This is a genomic window from Haladaptatus rarus (assembly GCF_054177585.1).
The window spans coordinates 22728-38816 of sequence record NZ_JBPEHG010000004.1 but is presented as its reverse complement, the minus strand read 5'-3'; the positions used below and the strand labels follow the sequence as shown (position 1 = coordinate 38816).

Here is a 16089-nt window from a genome sequence, read left to right as displayed (position 1 = left end):
CCTTCAGGCTTACTTTCCGTCCCCGGTGCTACCGAAAAGCACGGAGTCGTGTCCGTACGGCCACTCCGCGGTTACTTTCCGGTACCAGTCTCGATGGGCGCGTCCACCAGATTACCCCACTCGGTCCACGACCCGTCGTAGTTCACGACGTTGTCGTAGCCGAGCAGTTCCGAGAGCGCGAACCACGCGATAGAGGAGCGTTCACCGATGCGGCAGTAGGCGACGACCTCCTGGTCGTTGGTGACGCCCTCGCTCTCGTAGAGGTCGCGGAGTTCGTCGGCGCTCTTGAACGTGCCGTCGGGGTTGACCGTCGCGGCCCACGAGACGTTCGATGCGCCGGGGATGTGACCGCCGCGCTGGGCCGTCTCCTGCAGTCCTGGCGGGGCGAGTACTTCGCCGCTGAACTCTTCCGGACTTCGAACGTCCACGAGGGGAACCCCGCGGTCGATGGCCTTCTCCACGTCGTCACGGTAGGCGCGGATGCCCTCGAAGGGGCCACGGGCGTCGTACTCGACTTCCGGGAAATCCGGCGTCTCGTCGGTCGTCGGATAGTCGTTCTCCAACCAGTAGTCGCGTCCACCGTCGAGCAGGCGCACGTCGCGGTGGCCGTAGTATTTGAACTGCCAGTAGGTGTAGGCCGCGAACCAGTTCGAGTTGTCACCGTAGAGGACGACGGTCGAATCTTCGCTGATGCCGTGACTGCCTAGCAGTTCCTCGAAATCTTCCTTTTCGAGGATGTCTCGTTTCGTCTGATCCTGGAGCTGTGTCTCCCAGTTGAAGCCGATCGCACCGGGAGCGTGGGCGTCGTCGTATGCTTCGGTGTCAACGTCTACTTCTACGAGGCGATACTCCGCGTCGTCGCTCTGGAACTCGTCGAGGTGGTCTTCCACCCAGTCGGCGGTGACGAGTACGTCCTTAGCGTAGTCACTGTCACTCATGCACGTTTACATACTGACGCCCGGATTATATCGTCTTTACTGCCGGAAGGTTCCGCCCTTTGTCGAGCGTACCGGCAAGGTTCGCCATCAAATACCCGACCAGTCGAGCTATCCAACACGAATCGACCGCTCTGGGACCGCTCGCCCCGCAAGATGCGGAAAGAATCTCCGCTACCTCCGGTAGCATGCGGGATTCGACGGAACCCGGAGTGCTAAGGCACTGGCGTCGCTACGCCGAAACGATGCACGAGAACGTCGTGGTCTCCGCGGAGTGGCTCGCCGACCGACTGGACGAGGTTCACGTCGTGGACGTGCGCGACGGCTGGGAGTACGACGGGATCGGCCACCTCCCTGGTGCGGTCAACATCCCGTTCGAGCGGTTTCGATCCGCCGACGCGGACGATGCTGGGATGCTTCCCGGTGCCGAGACGTGGGCCGACCTGCTCGGTAGCGTCGGCATCGACGAAGATGATACGATCGTCGCCTACGACGACATGCACGGCGTGTTCGCCGCCCGGTTTCTCGTCACTGCGGAATTGTACGGCCACGAAGATCTGCACCTGCTGAACGGTGATTTCAGTTCGTGGCAGCGCGAACACGAGACGACGACCAACGCACCAGACCCCGACCCGACGGAGTACCGCGTTCGTGACCTCGACGACTCGCCACTCGTTGGCCGTGAAGCGGTCGAAGCCGCCATGGCCGACCCGAATTCGGTGCTCGTGGACACCCGCGACCCAACCGAATTCGCCGAGGGCCACCTGCCCGGTGCGGTCAACGTCGATTGGCTCGATCTCGTCGACGACGAGACTCGCGGGTTGAAATCCCGAGACGAACTTCGCTCCATCCTCGAATCCAGCGGTGTCACGCCCGAAAAGCGGGTCGTTCTCTACTGTAATACCGCCCGACGGATCAGTCACACCTACGTGGTTCTCTCCCGACTCGGTTACGACGACCTCGGTTTCTACGAGGGAAGTCTCACCGAGTGGACTGAAATGGACGGTAAACTGGAAACGGCGTAACGACACCTGCTTTCGGCGCACTCTCGCCACTACCTCTGGCTCCCTTCTAATCGCAGTTGCTTCGCTAAAATCGTATTGCTGACGAAGTACAGGATAGACGTCGTTTCCTTTCTGTAACTACCATAGACCGGGTTGTAACTGCGGATACTGCCAGAGCGACGATCGTAACGTAAGATACTGCTTTCCGTCGCAAACACCCCCGTTGTCGTGGGTCGTTTCTGGTGTGAACCTAACCATGATAGTTTTCCATTGGCGCTCGAAACGGTGAACCCCCTTTATCTTTAGCTCCGGCCTATAGCCTGTCACCCCAGGAGGGGGGAGAATGACCGAGAAAGAACAACAAGACACAGAATACGTCGACTCGGAAGAACGACGGTCGTTCATGAAGAAAGGCGCACTCGCGACGGGTGCGCTCGCGCTGGGTCTCGGGAGTGCGGGGAGTGCGTCGGCACAGCAAGGTGCTGAGATGCTGGTGTACACGTACGACTACCACCCGAACATCCCGTTCCGCGTCACGAACGCGCTAGAGCAGTCCACAGTCGTTCGATTGCTTCGCCGACCCGGTGGCGGTGACGTCCCCGAAATCAGCCAGCCTGACGACTACAACGGTTGGGTCGTCCGCTACGACCTCGGCGGGCAGGACGCTTCGCTCACGACGGTCGTGTTCTCGCGAACGGCTAATCTCAGCTCGGGTGACCGTCGTCGGTTCTCCGGCGATGCCACCATCTTCAGCAGCGAACTCAACCTGCTGAGCACCAGTCTCCGAGGCGGCGGCGACAACTAACGACTGATTCGAAGTCGTGTCGGATAACGAAAATCGATCCCATCATTTTTCGGTGAGAGAGACCCGATAGAGCGACTGCGCTCCGATTCGTTCTGATCGCATATCGCCGGCAGTACGTTCGAAGATCATCGCATCTCTGACGACGTCGCGACACAGATTACACCATTCGTTGGTCTTGTGGCCACTGCCGGATTCGAACATCACGCCCGTTAAGTAACACCCACTGTAACCACTCGGTAATGAAACGACGCACGTTCCTCACTGCGGGGAGCACAGCACTCGCTGGACTCGCTGGTTGTCTCGATGGCACGTCAGGTTCGTCCGAGTCCGACACCACTGAGACGACGACCGGCACCGCCGGAACCACGGCTAAGACGACCGCACAGACCGAACTGAGTGGCACGCTGAAGGTCGCAACCTACAGTGCGTTCGTGGACGCACCGAGTTCGTCGCCCGGCCCGTGGATCAAAAAGCAGTTCGAAAAGGAGTTCCCGAAGGCCACGCTCGAGTGGCAAACGCCCAAGGACGAGGTGAACTACTACATCCAGCGGAAAGCACAGGGCGTCGACATCGACACCGACGTGTACGTCGGGCTGAACGTCGACCACCTCATCACCATCGACGACAAACTCGGCGGAAAGAAGCTGTTCACGCCGATCGCCGACTCGCTCTCGAACTATGGCCACGTCAAAGATGGCCTGACGTTCGACCCGAAACAGCGAGCGATCCCGTACGACACCGGCTACATCAGCCTCGTGTACAACGCCCACGAGGTGGACGACCCCGGCACGTTCGACGCGCTGACGAAGCCGAAGTTCAAGCGCACGCTCATCACCGAGAACGCCCAGCAGGCCGCGACGGGGCGAGCGTTCTTGCTCTGGACCATCAATCAGATGGGGCCGGACAAGTACCTCGACTACTGGCAGCAACTGAAACAGAACGACGTGCGAATCCTCGGCTCGTGGGATGCCGCTTACACCGCTTACTCGAACGGCGAGCGCCCCATCGTCGTCTCGTACTCGACCGACCAGGTGTACGCCCACCGCTCGGGGGCGGACATGAAGAAACACCAGATCGGTTTCCTGAACGGACAGGGCTATGCGAACCCCGAAGGGATGGCGAAGTTCGCCGAAACCGACCAGTCGAAGCTGGCCGACGCCTTCCTCGACTTCATGCTCTCGAAACCCGTCCAGTCGAAGATCCCGACGCTCAACGTCCAGTTCCCGGCGACCGACTGGGCGTCCCCCGGAAAGGAGTTCGACAAGTACGCCAAAGCGCCAGAGAAACCGGTCACCTACTCCTACGACGACCTCGAAGGCAACGTCGAAGAGTGGGTCGACCAGTGGGCGCGGAAGATCGCAAGCAACTAGATGCACCTTCGCCGCTGGCTCGAACGACACGCACTCGCCCTCTTCGGACTCGCGACCAGCGCCGTCCTCGTCGTCCTCTTCTATTACCCGGTCGCCATCGTCTTCGCCGAGGCAGGCGGGTCGGACGCTTTCTTCGACGTGTTGACCGACCAGTTCTACGTCCGCGAGATATTCGGCTTCACGGCGTATCAGGCGGCGCTTTCGACGATAGCCAGCGTCGCCCTCGGGCTGCCGGGTGCCTACGTCCTTTCGCGCTACGAGTTCCCCGGCAGACGGACGATTCGCTCGCTCACCATCCTCCCGTTCGTCATGCCCTCTATCCTCGTCGCCATCGGTTTCGTGGCGATGTTCGGGACGAACGGCCTGCTCAACGACTTTCTCGGCGTCGTCGGTCTCGGGCCGTACTCGCTGCTCTACAACCTCCCTGCGATAATCGTCGCCCACGCCTTCTACAACGCACCACTCGTCGCGCGAATCACGAACGCTGCGTGGGAGAGTGTGGACGCCCGCGAGGTTGAGACCGCCCGAAGTCTCGGCGCTGGCCGATTTCGAGCGTTCCGGGACGTACTGGCTCCACAACTGCTTCCTGCGGTCCTCACTGGAGCGCTTCTCACCTTCATCTTCACGTTCATGTCGTTCCCCATCGTGCTCGCGCTGGGCGGGTTCGAGTTCCAGACCGTCGAGGTGTGGATCTACGCACTGGTTCGAGACCTCGACTACTCCGAGGCCGCCGTGCTCGCCGTCCTCGAAACGCTGCTCTCGTTGGTGCTGACCGTCGCTTACCTCCGCTACGAAGCCAGACAGGCTGCTGCATCGCGGGCTACTCGCCCACTCGCTCGAAAACGACTACTCTCCACCGACCGCGAACCGGTGGAGCTACTCGAACGTGCAGGCGTGGCAGTCTATCTCTTCGTCGTCGCCGTCGTCTTCGCCGGCCCCCTCATCAGCACGGTGCTCGAAAGCGTGACCGGGCCGAACGGCTTCACCCTCCGTTACTACGAATTTCTCGTCACGCGGCAGGTGACCGGCGCATCCTTCCAGACGAAACCCGGCGTCGCGGTTCGCAACTCACTCGTCTTCGGTTTCGGTACCCTGTTCATCGCGCTCCCGATGGGGATCGTCGTCGCCGTGCTCTCCCGCGCTCGCGGCAGTCGCAGTCGCGTGATGGAAGCGGTGGCGATGGCTCCGCTCGCGGTCAGCGGCGTGATGGTCGGACTCGGGATGCTCCGAGGACTGGTCTTCGGGATTCCGGTCGCTGGCACACGAATACAGGTCGGCGGCGCGCTGGCTATCGTCGCCGCCCACGCCGTCGCGGCCTATCCCTTCGTCACGCGGAACGTCGCGCCCATGCTTTCGGGAGTCGACCACCGGATGGTCGAATCGGCTCGCGCGCTCGGCGCGTCCCGCGCTCGCGCGCTCGTGGACGTGGAACTCCCGCTCGTCGCGGCGGGCATCGTCGCCGGAGCTGCGTTCGCGTTTGCCATCAGCATCGGCGAGTTCGACTCGACAGTTATTCTTGCCACGGGCAGTAGCAGTTACACGATGCCCGTCGCAGTCGAACGCTATCTCGGCAACCGGACGCTCGGGCCAGCGACCGCGATGGGAACCGTTCTGCTCGTCGTCACCGCGGTCAGCTTCGTCGTCATCGACCGCCTCGGCGGGAGGTGGGAGCATGGTTAGTTCCGGGAGGTGGGAACGTGGTTGAAGTGTCTCTCTCGGGTGTCCGGAAGGAGTACGACGGCGTGACTGCGCTCGAAGACGTGTCGTTCCGCGTCGAAGACGGGGAGTTCTTCACCCTCGTCGGCCCCTCGGGGTGCGGGAAGACGACGACGCTTCGGGCGATCGCGGGGTTCGAGACGCCGACCGCTGGCGAGATTCGGTTCGGCGACCGCGAGATGGCGGATGTCCCGCCGGAAGACCGCGACGTGGGGATCGTCTTCCAGAACTACGCGCTCTTTCCACACATGACCGTCGCGGAGAACGTCGGCTACGGTCTCCGGTTCCGCGACCCGCCGGGGACGCGAACACGCGACGAGCGTATTGCGGAACTCCTCGAACTGGTCGATCTGGCGGATTTCGAAGACCGAGACCCGGACGCACTTTCGGGTGGCCAGCAACAGCGCGTGGCCCTCGCCCGTGCTCTCGCGCCCGGCCCGGACGTGCTCCTGTTGGACGAACCGATGAGCGCGCTCGATGCGCGTCTCCGCGACGACCTCAGAACGCAGGTCGCTCGCATCCAATCCAACCTCGGAATCATGACCATCTACGTCACCCACGACCAGGAGGAGGCGCTGGCGATCAGCGACCGCGTCGCCGTCATGCACGACGGCCGAATCGAACAGATCGGTCGCCCGGAGGACGTGTATCGCCGACCCCGATCGCGGTTCGTCGCCGAATTCGTCGGCGAGAACAACGTCTTCTCGGGGACGGCAGTTGCATCCGAAACGAAGGGGTCGCGCGTCGCAGTCGATGATCACGAATTTCGGATCTCGGAGACGACGGCAGACCACGTCACCTTCTGTGTCCGGCCCGAGGTGCTCACGCTCGGTGACGGTGAGAACTCGTTTTCGGCGACCGTCGAAACCGTCGAATTCCTCGGCGAAGCGTTCCGTGTCCATCTCGATTGGGATGGACGGCCAGTGACACTCCGAACAGACGAGGCACCCGATCGTGAGCAGGTTCGCGTCGGGTTCGACCCCGACGATGCACACGTCATCGAAGGCGGAACCGAACTCGTCGAACAGCGATGACGGTTGGACTTCGGTCTCTTCTACTGATATCGGTGAAATCAGAAGGAGGTGGCCGAACTACCGTCGTGTCGTAGTGTCGGTGAAGAAGCCGTCAGTCGTTTCGGTCGTAAAGAATCCATCGGTGGTGTCGGTGAAGAATCCGTCAGTCGTTCTGGTGGTAAAGGTACCGTCCCTTGTTCTCGTCGTGAATCCGTCGGTCGTTCTGGTCGTCCCTGTCGTCTCGGTGGTGTCGCGTCGCCCAGTCGTGAACGTTCCTTCCGTCGTCCCGGTTCCAAACTCGCCTGACCGGAGGATGTTCCCTCGCATCTGGTCGGGATGGAATCGACAGCGGTATCGCCGCACGCGGTCGGTTGCGCGGAACGTGATCGACCGCGTAGCGCCGGTTCTGGACGACGGTTCGGTCTCTCGAAGAACCACTCCTTCCTCACCGTCTTCCTCGCCGAGTATCTGGAACTGATGTCTTCTCCCGTCGAGGTTCACCCAGACGACCCTGTGGCGCTCGCCGGGAAGCAGTCCCAGGGTCGGGTTGTCCGCCCGCTCGATGACGCTCGGTGCGAGACCGAGCCACGCTTCAGTTCGCGCACCGAGGACGATGGTTCGTCGGATATCTCCGTCCGTCGTTTCGGTGGTCTCGGTGGTCTCTGTCGTTTCAGTCGTCTCCGTCGTTTCGGTCGTTTCAGTCGTCGTCTCGGTACCGTCCTGCGCCAGTGCGAGGCGTCCGAGCAATCCGACGCCAGCCGCCGCCCCTGTCGCCTTTAAAATCGCCCGACGCTGTGATTTCGGTGACCGTGTCATGTTGTTCCTCTGGGAAGGTGACGCTACTTCACACCAAAAATCGCTCCTACTGTTCGGTTCCGTAATCGACTGTTAGACACCGGATACGTGGATTATCGATGCCGCTGACTCGAATAACTGTCTATTGTTCGTCATTTTTGCGGTCGCGCGAGCATTCGATATCGACCGTCGTTCGGTCACCTGGATTACCAGAACCGATCCAGCCCGAGCGAGAGCATGTCCGGGCTGACCGGCTGGAACTCCTCGCGCTCGGTTTCGGGGAAAAATCTCCTGACGCTATCCCACGATTCGCGGGCGTAGCGACTATCGACGAGCACGCGAACGCCTCGCTCGTCGGAGCCGCGGATGACGCGTCCGAGCGCCTGTCGTGCCTTTCTGACGGCTGGCACCGTGAGTGCGTAGGTGAACCCGTCGCCGAACTTTCGTTCGTAGGCGGTTCGAACCGCTCGGGTTCTGGGACTGGCCGTGTTGATGATGGGGACGCCACAGACGACGGCGGCGCGGAGTCGGTCGCCACGGTAATCGACGCCCTCGGTGAGCGTTCCGCGGAGGCTCGTTACCAGCACCTTCGCCTCGCCGTCGAAGAACTCGTCTTTCAGCTCTTCCGTGGCGTCGTCCGCGCTGCTCTCGTCCAGCAGGACTTGCTTATCGACGACGGTTCGGAGGTGTTCTGCGGCCCACTTCGCCTCTGCGTAGTTCGGCATCCCGACGAGGACGTTGCCGGGTGATCGAGCCACGTCGCGGATGGCGTCGGCGTACACCTGTCGCTCCGGCGTCTCCTCGCCCGGCGCACCCCTGTTGTCGTAGGTGAACTTCGGTGCGTCCACCGCGAAGCTCTCACGGTTCGATTCGGGGAAGTTCAGGCCGTAGGTTCGCTCGACGACGGGTCGGCCGTCCTTTTCGAGGTGCATCAGCCCCGACACTTCCTCGAAGATTTCGAGCGGTTCGAGAGTCGCACTCATCAGGATGCCGCCACCGAACTCTCCGAGTTGCTCGCCGATGGCGTCGCTCGGGACGCAGTTCTGCATGGCGAGTTTCGCGTTGTACGCTCGCCGCCACGAGTCGTCGGGTTCGCGGTCGTTCCACGTTCGTTCGAGGACGATCTCGCGGAAGTACTCCTCGTGGCCGTTGCGATACCATTCGCCGAGGACGCGCCCTGCCGGGAGCGACGCGCGTTCTCTATCCTCCTCCTCGGCTTCGTTGAGGATTCGGGCGACGATCGCACCCACCGCCTCTGCGCGTGCCCACGTCCCGCCGTCGTAGCCCGCTTCTTCCGCCCACTTCGATATCTCGTCGGGCTGCGGGACTGTCGGGTCGCGGAGGGGTATCTCGGCGTCCGGCAGGTCGGTGAGGTTCGCCTTCCAGCCTCGGTGCTCGCGTTCGAGGTGTGCGGTGACCCGGCGGTCGAGTTCCTCGCGGAGGTCGCGCACGAAATCGCGGGTCTCCTCCAGTTCGCGGAGGGTGACGTTCGCGTCTTCGAGTTCGGCGCGGACGAGGTCGGCGTCGGCGGTGGTGTGTTTGGAATCCCGGTCGTCGAACTTCACCGGTTGGATGACGCGAGTGAGTTCGGATTCGGCATCCCGGAGCGTCGTGTCGCCGACGGATTCGCTCACGAGGTCGCGGACGCGCGGCTCCAGCATGTGCGCTTCGTCGCAGACGAGGAAGGTCGACTCGTCCACCAGCGGCCCGGTGAACCCTGCGGTCGTCACCGGGTCGAAGGCGTGGTAGTAGTTTCCGACGACGACCTCGACGTGACCGAGCAGTGCGCCCATCATCGAGTGCGGGCAGGTACCCCACTGCACCGAGTGAGCCACGAGGTCGTCAGGTTCGATGAGACCCATGCTATCGAAGTCGAACGGCACCGCCTCGACCGGGTCGCCGTCCTCCGGCAGGTCGTCTAAAAATTGGGCGTAGAACGGACAGTACTCCACGTCGTTGTACTCCGGCATCTCGGGTGGATAGGGAGTCGGTTCACCCGCCGTTTCGAGGTACGACGCGGCGCTTCCCTGTCTGCCCGAGTCGGCCACCCCGGTCTGTTGGCTTCTGGCCTGGGAGGCGAGATTCTGTGCGGTCGTGGAACCGCCCTCACCGGTGATGTCGCGGGTTCGCTCTCGCAGGCCTTCACAGCGGTCGTAGACGGAACTGTCGTCGATGTTCCCCGCGTTCTCTCGGCTGTAGGGACAGACGTCGGCCTTCCCGACGAGTGTGAGTGCGGAGACGGGTCTCCAGTCGTCGGGCAGGTTGGCGTTGATCGTTCGGAGGTCGGTCTCGAACTGGCGGAGTTGCTGTTTGACGCTCGTGAGGACGACCACGCGCTCGTACTGGCTGTCGGGGTCGCGCACGAGGTGGAGTCCCGCGGTCAGCGCCAGCATGGTCTTGCCAGTCCCACAGGCCCCTTCGATGACCGAAAAGCCATCTTCGCGGGCGGTTTCGATGGCCGTCTCGATGCCATCCACTTGCTCGTCGTAGGGTTCGTCGTGACCGAATATGGTCCGCCAGTCCGCCATCATATTTTCTCTGTCGCCCCCCTGCTTAGGGTTGTTGAACTGCATTGGTTCCGTCTTGGTATTTAACTCTCAGCATGGAGTGGAAGTGGTGTATCGAGGATGGGAAGGCGGTTCGGATACCTCGGTGGCTGTCTTTCAAAAAGCCCTCTTACTCGTTGCCTCTGCCACTGATGAGTTAGATTCCCAGAAAGCCTTCGTGGGCTTTCAGGGACAACGAGACTGCGGTAACTCACTTGCAAGAAAGCGTCTACTAACACGAAAACAGAAGAATCGCTGTACTGAATCGCGTACTATTCTCCATTGAAATGTACTGAAATATACTGCTTTCGAGCCGACGACGCAGTGTTTACCCGGCGCGAACTCATACCGCTCGCCATGACCGACGAGAGCGAACCCACGAACGCGACCGAACTCGCGGACGACGATTGGCGCGAGGAACTGCTGGCACTCCGCGAAGAGAAAGACGAATTTCTCGCCGACCATCCGCAGTCGCCGATCTCGCCCGACCAGCGCGACGAGTTCGATGGGCTGTCGTACTTCGAGCCGGACAGCGACTTTCGCGTGACCGCTACGGTCGAGGCACACGACGAACCGGAACCGCTCGAACTCGAAACGACCGCCGGGCCGCCACAACGGTACCTCCGGACGATGACGTTCCACTTCGAAGTGGACGGCGAGGAGTGTTCGCTCTCGGCGTACCAGCAGGAGGGCCAGGAATCGCTGTTCGTCCCCTTCCGCGACAAGACCACGGGCCAACAGAGCTACGAGAAAGGGCGCTATCTCGACCTGCATCCCGACCGCGAACTGACCGACGGTGATGAGGTCACGCTGGATCTCAACCTCGCGTACTCGCCCTTCTGTGCCTACAGCGAGACGTTCTCGTGCCCTCTCCCGCCCGAAGAGAACTGGCTCGACGTGATGGTTCGCGCAGGCGAACGTGCGTGGGACGATTAGAGGGCTCGGAATACGACCGAGTGACGGGGGAGCGACTGGAGGCGTCGAACACGATTTTCACGAAGTCGACACGTGAGAATCGGTGACGTTCTCCACTGGAAACGAAGGGCATCTATCTCCACCGGAAACGAAGGGGGTCGCCGACCGACTTTTCCATTTCAAAACTTTCTCTCGTCAGTTGCAATTTTGCACTGTCCTTCGACCGCCTGGATCTCGATTACGAAAACAAATCTTCCCATTTCACGAATTTGGGTGAGAATTTGGAAAGGATATTTAGCCTCCCCCGACCAAGAATTGATTGCCGGCGACTCAGTCGCTGGCTACCAGCATGCCAAACTGCGACCACTGTGACGCGCACGTCTCGGAACGATTTGCGCGCGTCTTCGCTGACGAACACGGTCACATCCGCGCTTGCCCTGCCTGCTCGGCGAATGCAGGAATCGCCGAGGTGGCACGCCAGCGTGCGCAACAAGCATAGCCCGATGAGGCAGAAGGGCGGAATCGACAGGACAAAGACGAACCACGCGAAGCCTGTCAGGTGTGACTACCCACTGGGTCTACGTCGTCGAATGCAGTGACGGCAGTTTTTACACCGGATACACGACCGACGTAGCACGCCGCGTGGCGGAACACGACGCAGGCGACGGTGCGAAGTACACCCGTGGGCGGACACCCGTCGAACTCGTCTACTCCGAACGATTCGAGTCGAGATCCGCCGCGATGTCCCGTGAATACGAGATCAAACAGTTTTCCCGACCTGAAAAAGAGCAACTGGTAGATGAATCTCTAGCCCAGGAACGATCGGGAGAAGATGATTCGGTAGAAGAACGAGTCTGAGCCTAATCGTCTGCCGTCGCTTCGTCCGTCTCGTCCGCTTCGGTCGAGGTGACCTCGGGCGTGATGAAGGCGTACTCGACGGCCTGCCGTCCCAGTTTTCGAGTGCGCTCTTCTAAATCCTCGTCCACGAACTCGCCGTCTTCGAACTGGTCGTACGCCCGCCGGATACCGACCTGATGCGGAAGTACCCAGCCGTGCACGCCGCGAACCGTGATCCGCATGTGGTCGAGCGTGCTGCTGTACGTGCCGCCGCCCGCCACCGCGAGCAAGCCGACCGTCGTCTCTTCGAACTCGTCGAAGCTACAGTAGTCGTGGACGTTTCGGAACGCCGAGGTGTACGACCCGTGATAGACAGGACTACCGAGGATGACCGAGTCGGCCTCCCGGATCTTGCGTTTTATCTCCACCGCGTCTTCCGGCTCGTCTTCGTCCGGGTCGAAGATGGGGAGGTCGTACTCGCGGAGGTCGATGAGTTCCGTCTTCGCGCCTGCGTCCGCTGCGGCATTGAGTACGTGGGTCAGCGCGGTTCGCGTGTGACTTCCATCGCGCATGCTCCCACACACTGCGACGACATTCGGTACTGCTGCCATTATTTTCCTCTTTCGCCCCGCGAACGTTTAACCCACACGCTCTGCTGCGCACGTTGCCGCATACAAACGGGTTGAAACGTCTCGGAACGACGAGCCGACCTCGATACCGTATCCGATACCGTCTCCTCTCGTCTCCATCTCATGTTCGAAATACAGGTGCGATAGCACAAAACACTTCCCGGAAGTCGATTTTTGTAGAATTTTCTTCACTTGTTTGGGGTGGTGGCACACGGTGGTTTTTTCGACCCGGCCGATGACGGACGGTGTATGGACACGCCGATTTCGTTCGGAACCGACGGCTGGCGGGCAACGCTGGACGAGTTCACGTCGCCGCGCGTGCAGATTGTCGGACAGGCAGTCGCCGATTACCTCCGTGAGGTCGAAGACCGAGCGGGCGAGACGGTCGCGGTCAGCTACGACGCCCGCGACACGTCACGCGGATTCGCGGAAGACCTCTGTCGCGTCCTCGCGGCGAACGGCTTCGACATTCTCATCCCCGAGCGAGACACGCCCACGCCCATCCTCGCGTGGACCATCGCAGACCGCGACCTCGCGGGGGGATTGATGATAACCGCCTCGCACAACCCGCCGGAGTACAACGGCGTGAAGTTCATCCCGGCAGACGGCGCACCGGCCCTCCCCGAGGTCACCGACGAGATCGAATCCCGACTCGCCGAACCCGACCCGCTTCCCGAAGACGAACACGGAGTCGTCCGCGAGATCGATTTCGTCGCCCCCTACGAAGAACACGCCTTCGACCTCGTAGAAAGCGACTTTTCGAACCTTTCGGTCGTCTACGACGCCATGCACGGAACCGGTCGCGGCGTCACCGACCGCCTCCTCGAAGATGCAGGCGCGAGCGTCGAACGACTCCACTGCGAGCGAGACCCCGAGTTCGGCGGCACCCCACCGGAACCGGACGCCGACCACCTTCACGAACTGGTCACGACGGTTCAGGAGAACGACGCAGACCTCGGCATCGCAAACGACGGTGACGCCGACAGACTCGCCATCGTGACGCCCGACCGCGGCTTTCTGGACGAGAACCTCTTTTTTGCCGCACTGTACGACTACCTGCTCGAAGACGACTCCGGTTCGGCGATTCGAACCGTCTCGACCACCTTCCTCATCGACCGCATCGCCGAGGCACACGGCGAGGAAGTCCACGAAACCCCGGTCGGGTTCAAGTGGGTCGCACAGGCGATGGCCGAATACGACGCCCTCGTCGGCGGTGAGGAGAGTGGCGGATTCACCATCCGTGGCCACGTTCGCGAGAAAGACGGCGTCCTGATGGCCTTGCTCGCCGCCGCGGTCGCCACGGAACGCCCCTTCGACGAACGAGTGGATGACCTGCTCGCCGAGTTCGGCGAGATCCATCAGGACAAGATCAGTCTCGCCTGTCCCGACGACGACAAAGAGCGCGTCCTCTCCGACCTCGAAACCGAACTCCCCGACGAAGTTGCGGGCAGGGATGTCGAAGACGTGGTGACCAAAGACGGTTTCAAGATACTGCTCGACGACGGCTCGTGGCTCCTCGTCCGCCCGAGCGGCACCGAACCCAAGATGCGCGTCTACGCCGAAGCCGAGAGCGACGACCGCGTCAGCGAACTCCTCGTTGCGGGTGAGAAACTGGTCGAACCACTCATTTGAACGAGAGCACGTCACCGGGATTCAGATAGTAAAGCGCCGCGAGTCCCACACCGAGCGCCACCGTGAATAGCCCGAGCAAGTCGCTCGCCGACGTGTCGACCCCATCCTGTAGTACGTAGAACGCCATCAGCCCCGCGAACGCGACCCAGATGATCGCGAGACGGCGACGTTTCGTCTCGTCCATGGGGTGTGATTGGAAGACGTGTGGTATCAGTTTTCGCCTTCGAGGATTCCCCACAATCTCTCTTCATCCCCGGTTTCGATATCGAATCCCAACGACTCGTAGAACGACCGAACGCTCGGGTCGAACTCCGCGGAAAGCGTTCCGTAGCGTTCGCGGGCGGTTTCGACCAGTTCACTTCCGATCCCCTGCCCCCGCCGTGCGCGCAGCACTGCGATGGAGTCGATGTAGCCACCCGACTCGCGTGGCTGCATCACTGCCGCGCCGAGGATTCGTCCGTCTTCTTCCGCCACCAGCACGTCGCCCGCCTCGACCCGTTCTCGAACGTCGCTCGCGTCGGTTTCGAGCATCGCGGCGTCCAGAATCCGCATGATAGAAAGGTGATCGTCGGGGTCTGCGGGTCGGACGTTCATCCGCCCTTGATGAGTCGCAGCACCTTCACGTGCTCCGCTTCGACGGGTTGGTCTTCCGGGACGGGTCGGCCATCGACCATCACCGACACTTCGTGAGGACTCAAACCGACTTCCGACAGCAGGTCGGCGTAGGTCGCGTCGTCCACCTCGAACTCGTGGGTGTCCTCGCCGACCACTTCGACGGTCACGTTCATGGCTTTCCTTGCCAGCCTCGCGCCTTCAGCATGTCGGGGTTGGAATCACGGGGGAATCACTCAGTCGGCGGGCGATTCCTCGTCGGTTCTGCGTTCGGCTCGCTCCGCGTAGGTCGGGGTTTCGCGCCGTCCGCGGTAGTGTGCTCGGATGGCCATCGCCAGTGCGCCGAGTCCGAGCAGGAGGACGATGAACTGCACGAGACCGCCGAGGATGGGGATCTGACTGAGCAGCGCGATGACGAGTAGTCCGACCACCAGCGCAAGCCAGCGGTTTCGCTCGTCGGCCAGCGACAACAACCAGACGCCGACCGTGAACGCTCCGTAGATCGTCGCGGCCCAGAGAAGGATGGCGAACAGGAGTGCGCCGAGCAGCGAGATGGGGATTCCGATGATGGTGATGGCGAAGACGATGAGCAAGATCGGCACGAGGACGAGCAGGAGGAGACCGACACCGGCGGAGAGTACGGGGTCGCCACGCGCTCGCTCGCTCACACGGTCGGAGAACGTGGGAAACACGGCCAGCAAGATCGCTCCCAACAGGAGGTTCACGAAGAAGCCGTACAGCGCGCCGACCCAGTTCGGAACGCGCGGTGCGGGTGCTGGCCCGACGTCGACGAGTGACTCGTCTTGTCGAACCGTCCCGGCGATACTCGCCCCCTGTGCGCGCTCGAACGTTCCGGCGTCGTAGACGAGATCCCCGCCGATATCGGCGGTTTCGGCGACTTGTAGCGTCTCGCTCACGACCTGAACGTCACCGGTTATCGTCCCCGCCAACAGGGTGGAGCCTGCCGACCCTTCGAGCGTTCCGCCGATCCGTCCAGGTTGAGCGACGACGAGATTTCCGCCGCCAGCTTCGACGTTCCCGGCGACGTTGCCCTCGATTCGAACGTTTCCGGCGAGTGCCGACAGGTCGCCACTGATGGTTCCGCTCTGCGCGACGAGGACGTTACCGGCGAATGCGGTCAGGTCGCCGTTCACCGTTCCGCGGATGACGACGGTTCCAGCAGTGGCCGTGAGGTCGCCATCTATCGTCTCCCCCTGTTCGACGACGACAGCCCCACCGGTTCGGGTCTGTTGTGCTGCCACCGTCGTTGGTAAAGTTGC

Annotated in this window: 17 protein-coding genes; 9 read left to right on the top strand and 8 right to left on the bottom strand. The window is 61.9% G+C overall.

The window, feature by feature from the left end:
- Positions 1–71: 71 nt before the first annotated feature.
- A complete protein-coding gene (locus ACR3FE_RS11310) occupies positions 72–938 on the bottom strand; it encodes a sulfurtransferase (protein ID WP_458207235.1) in 867 nt (288 codons plus the stop codon).
- A 242-nt stretch (positions 939–1180) separates the two neighbouring features.
- Here ACR3FE_RS11310 and ACR3FE_RS11305 point away from each other — a divergent pair, with 242 nt between their 5' ends.
- The 5 genes from ACR3FE_RS11305 to ACR3FE_RS11285 all read left to right on the top strand — a co-directional run bounded on the left by ACR3FE_RS11305 (position 1181) and on the right by ACR3FE_RS11285 (position 6864).
- Positions 1181–1960, top strand: coding sequence for a sulfurtransferase (locus ACR3FE_RS11305; protein WP_458207234.1), 780 nt, complete (start codon positions 1181–1183; stop codon positions 1958–1960).
- Positions 1961–2282: 322 nt separating this feature from the next.
- On the top strand, positions 2283–2744 hold the full coding sequence (locus ACR3FE_RS11300) for a twin-arginine translocation signal domain-containing protein (protein ID WP_458207233.1): 462 nt from the start codon (positions 2283–2285) through the stop codon (positions 2742–2744).
- A gap of 239 nt (positions 2745–2983) precedes the next feature.
- Positions 2984–4114 (top strand): thiamine ABC transporter substrate-binding protein, encoded by a 1131-nt coding sequence (locus ACR3FE_RS11295; protein WP_458207232.1) that lies wholly within the window; start codon positions 2984–2986, stop codon positions 4112–4114.
- Positions 4115–5794: an ABC transporter permease gene (locus ACR3FE_RS11290; RefSeq protein WP_458207231.1), complete on the top strand. Its 1680-nt coding sequence runs from the start codon at positions 4115–4117 to the stop codon at positions 5792–5794. It begins immediately after the preceding gene.
- Positions 5795–5811: 17 nt separating this feature from the next.
- Entirely contained in the window at positions 5812–6864 is a 1053-nt protein-coding gene (locus tag ACR3FE_RS11285) for an ABC transporter ATP-binding protein (protein WP_458207230.1), read from the top strand.
- 57 nt (positions 6865–6921) lie between these two features.
- Here ACR3FE_RS11285 and ACR3FE_RS11280 read toward each other — a convergent pair whose 3' ends face one another.
- Entirely contained in the window at positions 6922–7659 is a 738-nt protein-coding gene (locus ACR3FE_RS11280) for a cupredoxin domain-containing protein (protein ID WP_458207229.1), read from the bottom strand.
- A gap of 185 nt (positions 7660–7844) precedes the next feature.
- Positions 7845–10166 carry an ATP-dependent DNA helicase gene (locus ACR3FE_RS11275; RefSeq protein WP_458207228.1) on the bottom strand — a complete coding sequence of 774 codons (2322 nt, stop codon included), beginning with the start codon at positions 10164–10166 and terminating at the stop codon, positions 7845–7847.
- A gap of 375 nt (positions 10167–10541) precedes the next feature.
- Here ACR3FE_RS11275 and ACR3FE_RS11270 point away from each other — a divergent pair, with 375 nt between their 5' ends.
- From ACR3FE_RS11270 to ACR3FE_RS11260, 3 genes are all read left to right on the top strand, one after another.
- A complete protein-coding gene (locus ACR3FE_RS11270; RefSeq protein WP_458207227.1) occupies positions 10542–11120 on the top strand; it encodes a DUF1684 domain-containing protein in 579 nt (192 codons plus the stop codon).
- A gap of 328 nt (positions 11121–11448) precedes the next feature.
- Positions 11449–11598, top strand: a complete 150-nt coding sequence (locus ACR3FE_RS11265) for a DUF7563 family protein (protein ID WP_458207226.1) — start codon at positions 11449–11451, stop codon at positions 11596–11598.
- Positions 11599–11660: 62 nt separating this feature from the next.
- Positions 11661–11957 carry a GIY-YIG nuclease family protein gene (locus ACR3FE_RS11260; protein WP_458207225.1) on the top strand — a complete coding sequence of 99 codons (297 nt, stop codon included), beginning with the start codon at positions 11661–11663 and terminating at the stop codon, positions 11955–11957.
- Between the two features lie 2 nt (positions 11958–11959).
- Here the strand turns inward: ACR3FE_RS11260 and ACR3FE_RS11255 are convergent, their stop codons facing one another.
- Complete coding sequence (locus ACR3FE_RS11255; RefSeq protein WP_458207224.1) at positions 11960–12547, bottom strand: NADPH-dependent FMN reductase; 588 nt, start codon at positions 12545–12547, stop codon at positions 11960–11962.
- A 267-nt stretch (positions 12548–12814) separates the two neighbouring features.
- Between ACR3FE_RS11255 and ACR3FE_RS11250 the strand changes: the two genes are divergently transcribed.
- Positions 12815–14197 carry a phosphoglucomutase/phosphomannomutase family protein gene (locus ACR3FE_RS11250; RefSeq protein WP_458207223.1) on the top strand — a complete coding sequence of 461 codons (1383 nt, stop codon included), beginning with the start codon at positions 12815–12817 and terminating at the stop codon, positions 14195–14197.
- Here the strand turns inward: ACR3FE_RS11250 and ACR3FE_RS11245 are convergent.
- The 4 genes from ACR3FE_RS11245 to ACR3FE_RS11230 are packed head-to-tail and all read right to left on the bottom strand — an operon-like array spanning position 14190 to position 16071.
- Positions 14190–14381 carry a hypothetical protein gene (locus ACR3FE_RS11245; protein ID WP_458207222.1) on the bottom strand — a complete coding sequence of 64 codons (192 nt, stop codon included), beginning with the start codon at positions 14379–14381 and terminating at the stop codon, positions 14190–14192. The two genes, ACR3FE_RS11250 and ACR3FE_RS11245, sit on opposite strands and share 8 nt — an antisense overlap.
- A gap of 26 nt (positions 14382–14407) precedes the next feature.
- Entirely contained in the window at positions 14408–14791 is a 384-nt protein-coding gene (locus ACR3FE_RS11240) for a GNAT family N-acetyltransferase (RefSeq protein ID WP_458207221.1), read from the bottom strand.
- A complete protein-coding gene (gene samp2 / locus ACR3FE_RS11235; protein WP_458207220.1) occupies positions 14788–14985 on the bottom strand; it encodes a ubiquitin-like small modifier protein SAMP2 in 198 nt (65 codons plus the stop codon). The genes ACR3FE_RS11240 and samp2 overlap by 4 nt, the downstream gene beginning before the upstream one ends.
- 60 nt (positions 14986–15045) lie before the next feature.
- The gene (locus tag ACR3FE_RS11230) at positions 15046–16071 is read right to left on the bottom strand and encodes a bactofilin family protein (protein WP_458207219.1); all 1026 of its coding nucleotides are present in this window, start codon (positions 16069–16071) and stop codon (positions 15046–15048) included.
- Positions 16072–16089: the final 18 nt, after the last annotated feature.

What these genes read in the sequence shown, in the direction of transcription:
- samp2 (WP_458207220.1), bottom strand. Translation starts at nt 14,985, where the DNA reads ATGAACGTGACCGTCGAAGTGGTCGGCGAGGACACCCACGAGTTCGAG.
- ACR3FE_RS11240 (WP_458207221.1), bottom strand. Translation starts at nt 14,791, where the DNA reads ATGAACGTCCGACCCGCAGACCCCGACGATCACCTTTCTATCATGCGG.
- ACR3FE_RS11295 (WP_458207232.1), top strand. Translation starts at nt 2,984, where the DNA reads ATGAAACGACGCACGTTCCTCACTGCGGGGAGCACAGCACTCGCTGGA.
- ACR3FE_RS11275 (WP_458207228.1), bottom strand. Translation starts at nt 10,166, where the DNA reads ATGGCGGACTGGCGGACCATATTCGGTCACGACGAACCCTACGACGAG.
- ACR3FE_RS11310 (WP_458207235.1), bottom strand. Translation starts at nt 938, where the DNA reads ATGAGTGACAGTGACTACGCTAAGGACGTACTCGTCACCGCCGACTGG.
- ACR3FE_RS11280 (WP_458207229.1), bottom strand. Translation starts at nt 7,659, where the DNA reads ATGACACGGTCACCGAAATCACAGCGTCGGGCGATTTTAAAGGCGACA.
- ACR3FE_RS11290 (WP_458207231.1), top strand. Translation starts at nt 4,115, where the DNA reads ATGCACCTTCGCCGCTGGCTCGAACGACACGCACTCGCCCTCTTCGGA.
- ACR3FE_RS11245 (WP_458207222.1), bottom strand. Translation starts at nt 14,381, where the DNA reads ATGGACGAGACGAAACGTCGCCGTCTCGCGATCATCTGGGTCGCGTTC.
- ACR3FE_RS11305 (WP_458207234.1), top strand. Translation starts at nt 1,181, where the DNA reads ATGCACGAGAACGTCGTGGTCTCCGCGGAGTGGCTCGCCGACCGACTG.
- ACR3FE_RS11265 (WP_458207226.1), top strand. Translation starts at nt 11,449, where the DNA reads ATGCCAAACTGCGACCACTGTGACGCGCACGTCTCGGAACGATTTGCG.
- ACR3FE_RS11270 (WP_458207227.1), top strand. Translation starts at nt 10,542, where the DNA reads ATGACCGACGAGAGCGAACCCACGAACGCGACCGAACTCGCGGACGAC.
- ACR3FE_RS11250 (WP_458207223.1), top strand. Translation starts at nt 12,815, where the DNA reads ATGGACACGCCGATTTCGTTCGGAACCGACGGCTGGCGGGCAACGCTG.
- ACR3FE_RS11255 (WP_458207224.1), bottom strand. Translation starts at nt 12,547, where the DNA reads ATGGCAGCAGTACCGAATGTCGTCGCAGTGTGTGGGAGCATGCGCGAT.
- ACR3FE_RS11300 (WP_458207233.1), top strand. Translation starts at nt 2,283, where the DNA reads ATGACCGAGAAAGAACAACAAGACACAGAATACGTCGACTCGGAAGAA.